Source organism: Candidatus Krumholzibacteriia bacterium (genome assembly GCA_035649275.1).
Classification (GTDB): Bacteria; Krumholzibacteriota; Krumholzibacteriia.
In genome coordinates, this window is record DASRJW010000088.1 from 51,018 (window position 1) to 57,361 (window position 6,344).

7 protein-coding genes are annotated in these 6,344 nt (G+C 66.9%); 3 read left to right on the forward strand and 4 right to left on the reverse strand.

The window, feature by feature from the left end:
- Positions 1-21 precede the first annotated feature (21 nt).
- On the forward strand, positions 22-546 hold the full coding sequence (locus VFE28_09030) for a hypothetical protein (protein HZM16131.1): 525 nt from the start codon (positions 22-24) through the stop codon (positions 544-546).
- Positions 547-606: 60 nt separating this feature from the next.
- Here VFE28_09030 and VFE28_09035 read toward each other — a convergent pair whose 3' ends face one another.
- Complete coding sequence (locus VFE28_09035; GenBank protein ID HZM16132.1) at positions 607-1,518, reverse strand: tetratricopeptide repeat protein; 912 nt, start codon at positions 1,516-1,518, stop codon at positions 607-609.
- 207 nt (positions 1,519-1,725) lie between these two features.
- Here VFE28_09035 and VFE28_09040 point away from each other — a divergent pair, with 207 nt between their 5' ends.
- A complete protein-coding gene (locus tag VFE28_09040; GenBank protein ID HZM16133.1) occupies positions 1,726-2,304 on the forward strand; it encodes a DUF1579 family protein in 579 nt (192 codons plus the stop codon).
- A 66-nt stretch (positions 2,305-2,370) separates the two neighbouring features.
- Here VFE28_09040 and VFE28_09045 read toward each other — a convergent pair whose 3' ends face one another.
- Together VFE28_09045 and VFE28_09050 are read right to left on the reverse strand one after the other, a co-directional pair.
- Positions 2,371-2,901 (reverse strand): DUF4097 family beta strand repeat-containing protein, encoded by a 531-nt coding sequence (locus tag VFE28_09045; GenBank protein ID HZM16134.1) that lies wholly within the window; start codon positions 2,899-2,901, stop codon positions 2,371-2,373.
- A 366-nt stretch (positions 2,902-3,267) separates the two neighbouring features.
- Positions 3,268-5,625: a S8 family serine peptidase gene (locus VFE28_09050; protein ID HZM16135.1), complete on the reverse strand. Its 2,358-nt coding sequence runs from the start codon at positions 5,623-5,625 to the stop codon at positions 3,268-3,270.
- On the opposite strand from VFE28_09050, the gene VFE28_09055 reads away from it, so the two are divergent.
- A complete protein-coding gene (locus VFE28_09055) occupies positions 5,565-5,861 on the forward strand; it encodes a FlgD immunoglobulin-like domain containing protein (protein HZM16136.1) in 297 nt (98 codons plus the stop codon). The two genes, VFE28_09050 and VFE28_09055, sit on opposite strands and share 61 nt — an antisense overlap.
- 98 nt (positions 5,862-5,959) lie before the next feature.
- Here the strand turns inward: VFE28_09055 and VFE28_09060 are convergent.
- Positions 5,960-6,344 (reverse strand): FlgD immunoglobulin-like domain containing protein (locus tag VFE28_09060; GenBank protein HZM16137.1); only part of this gene is annotated, 385 nt, incomplete at its 5' end.

A 6,344-nucleotide genomic window follows, 5' to 3' on the forward strand; every position in this document is an offset into this window, starting at 1 on the left:
CGTTCGACAGCGGGAGGGGTCATGAAATCACGCGAAGAAATGGCGCAGAGAATCAACCAGCTCGAGCGCGAGCTCGCGATGACGAAGGGCGGCGCCTTCCGGCCGGTGCGGAAGCGCTCGCAGGCGACTTTCGGCGACTGGCCGCTGTACGACATCGCCATCGGCCCGGATCTGCAACGCGGCGAGGTGCGCGGGCACGCCCGCGGCATCATCGCTCTCGGCGACATGGCCACCGGCTTCTTGGCCATCGGCGGCTTGGCGCGCGGCGTGATTGCGCTGGGAGGCCTCGCCGCCGGGCTCTTCAGCTTCGGCGGCCTTTCGGTGGGCATCTTGGCGGCGTTCGGCGGCCTCGCGGTCGGTGGTCTTGCCGTGGGCGGCGCCGCTGTGGGTGGCGTTGCAGTCGGCGGCGGGGCGGCTGGCTACTACGCCTGCGGCGGAGCCGCGGTTGGCCAGTATGTGATGTGGGCTGGCAAGCAGGATCCGGAAGCCGTGGCGTTTTTCGAAAAGTACGGCTTGGACGTGCTCGTCCAGGGGCCGAAGCGCTAGGCACGAAGGGGAAACGGATTCTCCCTCGTCGACACAAGGCGGCAGGGACGGTACCCCGGGTCAGCGCGCCTTCGTGAGCGTCGCGAGCTTTTCCCTGGCGGGCTCGTACTCCTGATCGGCGCGCAGCGCCGCTTCGTAAGCCTTCGTCGCCGACTCCGTGTCCCCCACCGCGATGTAGTAATCGCCGAGACCCTCGTGCGTGCGGGGGCTCTCGGGCCGGCAATACACCGCCCAATCGAAGTAGTCCTTGGCTCGCTTCGGGTCTTTCCTCTCGAGAGCCAGACGACCTGCCGCCAGGAACGCGTTCAGCTTGAAGACATTCTCCGCCTTCGCCTGGTCGTAGTCGGCGAAGGCCAGTGCCGGCTCGCTGCGCAGCCGATGGACGTCGGCGCGGACGACATAGAACTCCTTCTCGCCCATGTCGATGGCCTCTTGGACCATCTGCAGCGCCTTGTCCTTGTCGCCACCGGCGATTCCCGGTGCTTGCAGATACGTGTAGGCGAGGTAATACCGGTAGGGCACAGGGCGCGGGTCGAGATCGAAGGCTCTTTGGTAGGCGTCCTTCGTCTTGTTGTGCCAGTTCCAGCGATCCAATCCGCCCGTGGCACGGGAGAGGTGGGCGAAGCAGATGAGAGCTTGCTGGAAGTGATGCAAGGGCTGCTCGGGATGCAACGCGATCGCTCTCTCGATCGAGAGACTTGCCTTGTCCAGTGAACCATCCTCGCGCTCCATCTGCGCGAGGAGATTCAGCACGCCGTCCGACGGATCGGTCCCGGCGGCGAGAGACCGCAGAGTCGCCACCACCGCCTCGCGATCGCCTTGGCGAATCTGCGCGATGTACGGCTCGAGGGCCGGCCAGGTCTCGGCGTACTGCGTGAGCTCGATGCCGGTGGGCTGCTCGACATGGATCACCGGGGGATGGTCGGCGCTCTCGCCTGCCAGGGCCGTGCCCAGCATCGCCGTCAGCGTCACCAGGCCGCGGAGGGGCGACCCGGCCCTGCTCCATGGGGTAGGAAATGCCCTCATGATGGTGATTACGCTGGTACCTCCACCCTGGTTACGCGGCTGAAGGGGTCGTATACTCCGTGGCACGGTTTCAGCCAACGGTCAACCTCCTCTAGCGAAAAGGGGACACGAACCATGAGGGGAACGTGGATCAAGATCTGGTGTGTCGCCTCCTTGGCGGCCGCCGTGGTCGCGCTGCCGCTCGCCGCGCAGAGCCCGCCCGGCCAGAAGGAAATGTCGGCGGAAGAAAAGGCGATGATGGACGCCATGATGAAGGCCGCCACGCCAGGCAAGCAGCATCAGTGGCTGGCGACCAAGGCGGGCATGTGGTCGTTCACCGGCAAGTTCTGGCAGGCTCCGGGCGCACCGCCGGTGGAAATGAGCGGCGCGGCCGAGCGCACGATGATGCTGGGTGGCCGTGTCATGGCCGAGAAGGTCAGCAGTGCAGGGTTCATGGGCCAGCCGTTCGAGGGCTACGGGCTGGCGGGCTACGACAACGTGGCCAAGGCGTTCTGGGGTACCTGGAACGACAACATGGGCACGGGCGTGATGCTGAGCAAGGGCCAGTGCGACGACAAGGGGGCGTGCACCTACACGGGTGAGTACTTCGACCCCATGACCGGAAAGATGAAGAAGTCGCGCATGACCGCGCGCGACGACGGGCCGGACAAGGAAATGCACGAGTTCTTCGACACCGGTCCGGATGGTAAGGAATTCAAGAGCATGGAGCTGGTGTACACGCGCAAGAAGTGAAGGCGCGAGCCTGGGCGAATCCGTCGGCCCCGAGGTGCCCGAGCGGCCTCGGGGCCTGACGGGTTTTCAGTCGAGGCGGACCTCGATGTCGCCAGCACCGACGCGGACGCCCACATCGGCGTCGCCTTCGCCGCGACTCCAGTGGACCTCGCCGCCGACGAGGTGCCGGCGAACGCTCTCCGCCCGGCCATGGCGGAGCTTCAGGTTGGCGTCGCCCACGGCTGCCTCCAGGTCCACCGAACCCACGTCGTCCTCGGCCAGGCGGATGTCGATGTCGCCGGCGCCGAGGCGGACGTCGATGTCGCCGCGCAGTCCCGCGATGCGCAGCTCTCCGGCCCCCATGTGCACCTCGAGGCCCATTTCCTTCGGCAGGGTGACACGCATTCCCACGTGCAGGCCGTGGTTCGAGCTCTTGGACATGCCCATGACCTCGAGGTACAGGTGGCTGCCTCGGGGGTCGGCTTCCACCTTGATCCGCTCGAGGCGCTCCTCGCAGTCGCCCCAATGGTGGCGGCACTCGAGCTCGAGCTTTACGTGCACCTGATCGTCGTCGCCAGGCTCCACGCTCAGAGCCCCGAACGGAAAGTGCAGCTCCACGTCACGGACGCCGGCCGCCGGGAAGTCGTAATCTGCCGTGCGCTCCTCACTGGCCTGGGAAGGGGAGGAGACGAGGCAGACTGCGGCGAAGAAGGGCAGCCCCTGGGCTGCCAGTTTCCTCCGAGTTCGCCCCAGGCCAGTACGCGGAAGGCCGGCCCAAGGTCTTCGGAAACAGGGAACGGCAGGTCGGTTCGACCTATCCACGATGAACCTCCCAGGCCAGAAGCCCTTGCGGCGGAGTCCCATCGGATGCTACGCGGCAGGCCGGCCCAGGGTTACTTCGGGCCGAGAACCACGACCTCCCACGGCGGAAAAGAGGGCGGCGCCCCAGGACGGGGCGCCGCTCCCATGCAAACATGAAATCGCTCAGTTCGGGCGCGTTCTGAAGCTGAAGGTGCCAGAGTACGCGCTCGTGCCGGAGCCGTTCGATGCGCTCACGTGCCAGAAGTAGGTGACCTTGCCGGTCAGCAGCGGCAGGGTCACCGACGTTCCCGTCACGCTCGCATTGTCGTACGTCAACGTCGCGAAGCTCGAGCTGGTCGAGACCTGCACGTGATACGAGGTCGCTCCCGTGGAAGCGTTCCACGTCAGGGTCGGCGTGCGGAAGGCGTTGGGCGTGCCGTTCGAGGGCGACACCAGCGTCGGCGCCGCAGGCGGGCTGCCGCCGGCTGCGGTTGTGAAGCTCGACACCGTGGACCAGGCGCTCGTGCCACCGGCGTTGGTCGCGTTCACGCGCCAGTAGTGCACCGTGCCCGCGGCGAGTCCAGTCACGTTCGCCGAGGTCCCCGGGACGCTCTGGTCGCTGACCAGCGTCGCGAAGGCGGCGTCGGTCGCCACCTGCACCCGGTACGACGTCGCGGTGGCGGACGCGTTCCAGGTGAGTGTCGGGCTCGTCGAGACGCCTGTGGCGCCGTTTGCTGGCGACACCAGCGTTGGCGCGGCCGGCGGCGGCGTGGCGCCCCCGATGAGCGAGTAGAGCAACAGGTTCACGGTGCCGCTCGGGACGCCGGTGATCTTGTTGGGCGACGCGATCGCAGTCAGGCCGGCGACCACCTGGGCCGGCGTCGACGCGGGATTCGCCTCGAGGAAGAGCGCCGAGGCGCCGCACACGTGCGGCGTCGCCATCGAGGTGCCGGAGATGGTGTTCGTCGCCGTGTTCGAGGTGTTCCAGGCCGACGTGACGTTCACTCCGGGGGCCAGGATGTCGACGCCGGCACCGAAGTTCGAAAAAGACGCCCACACATCGTTGATGTTCGTGGCGCCGACGGTGATCGCCTCGGCCACATCCGCCGGCGAGAAGTTGGAGACGTTCGCGCCCGAGTTGCCGGCGGCGACACAGTAGGTGACTCCGTCGGCGATGGAGTTGCGCACCGCAGCATCGAGCGAGGCGGAGACCGAGCCGGTGAGCGACATGTTGGCGACCGCGGGACGCGTGGTGTGGTCGGCCGTGACCCAGTCGACACCCGCGATGACCTGGGCAAACGTGCCGGAGCCGCTCGCATCCAGCACGCGGACGGCGATCAAATGCACGTTCTTGGCGACGCCGTAGGTGGTGCCGCCGACGGTGCCCGCGACGTGCGTGCCGTGGCCGTTGGCGTCGTCCGCCGTACCACCCGGCGTGATCTCGTCCACGCCGGCGGCGGCCCGGCCGCCGAACTCGTTGTGCGTGATGCGGATTCCCGTGTCGAGGATGTACGCGTCCACGCCGGTGCCGGTCTGGTTGTAGTTGTAGGTGCTGTTGAGCGGCAGATCGTGCTGGTCGATTCGGTCCAGGCCCCACGTCGCCCCGGGTTGTGTGCCGACCGCGTGGGCGACCTGATCCTGCTCGATGTAGGCCACGCGCGGGTCGTGTCTCAGCCCGTCGAGCGACGCCGCGGACAACCGGGCGGCGAACCCCTTGAGCGCCGTCTGGTACCTGTATGCGGCGCGGATGCCGTAAGAGCGTTCGATGTCATCGACATCGCTGTCGACCTGCATGATGTCCTGTTTGAGCACCACGATGTATCCATCCGGAACGATCTCGGCGTTCGGGTGGGCGATGAACGGGGCAAGTGCCTGGTTACCGGTCTTTTGCGGGCCGGTCAGATCGGGCTCCTGCAAGCAGCCCGCGGCGAACAACGCGAGGACGAATCCGGCTAGGCTGAGCCAAACCAATGCGCGTTTCACGTTGCCTTCCTTTCGGAAGTCGGTGGGAACCATGGTGATGTCGGTGCAGCAATCGGGCAACGTGCGGAGGAGAGAATGATAGACCAGCGAGGGAGCGAAGGGAAGAGGAATCGCTCGGCCCCGGTCGGGGTGCGGAAAGGAGCGCGGGCGCAACGCAGTAATGTCAGCTCGACTTCGATGCTCCACTTCCAGCACCGCTTCATCCTCGAGGACGGCTACGACGGCGCGGTGCTCGAGATCTCCGCCGACGATGGCGCCACCTGGCAGGATGTCGGCAACTCGTACAACTCGACGCGCGTGCCGGTGAACCCGAACGGCAGCCCCTTCGCCCGAGGGACGCTCTTCTGGAGCGGCAACTCGAACGGCTTCCAAACGGTGACGGTGAACTTGGGCGGCATGACCGCGCCGCTCGGCCAGCCGCTTTACGCCGGCAAATCCGTGCGCGTCCGCTGGCGGCTCGGCTGCAACGCCGCCAACCTGACAGCGGGAGAGGGCTGGTGGTCCGACGACATCTCGCTCACCGATTCCGGAAATCCTTCGAGACGACGTGCGATGCAACCCCTGCGTGCGGCACGACGGACCTCGCGGAGAACACGGCGCCGCCGCTCACGATCTGCGACGTCGCCGGGCGCGTGGTGCGGCGGCTCGTGGACACCTGGCAAGGGGAAGGCGCCTACGGGGTCACCTGGAACGGGATCGACGCCGCGGGCACACGGGTGGCGAGCGGCGTGTACGTCTACGAATTGCAGGTGGGGACGCGGCGGCTGACGCGGAAGCTCGCGGTGGTGCAATAGCCCGGGGCCGGAACACGCACACCCGGACTGACGAACGCCCGCACGGACTTCGTGCGGGCGTTCCGTTTGGCTGTGGTATTCAGAGAGGACGATGGACCTTATTGGAGCAGGAGCATCTTCCGGGTCGAGCTCAGGTTGCCGGCACCCATCACCGACGCGGCTTCGATGTGAGCGAAGTAGACTCCCGAAGGCACCGCTCGACCGCTCGCATCGCGGCCCTGCCAGAGCTCCTGGTACATTCCCGCGCTCCGCGTGCCGTTGACCAGCTCCACGACCTGCCGGCCGAGCGCGTCATAGACGACGAGCCGGACGTGGCTGTCTTCGGGCAGGTCGAAGCGAATCGACGTGCTGGGATTGAACGGGTTCGGCCAGTTCTGGGAGAGTGCGTACCTCTGGGGCAGCGCTACGGCATCCGGCGAATCCGGAGAGGCCTTGCTGGCGATCGTGGCGCCGCTGCCACTCTTCACCTGCAGATTGCCGCCC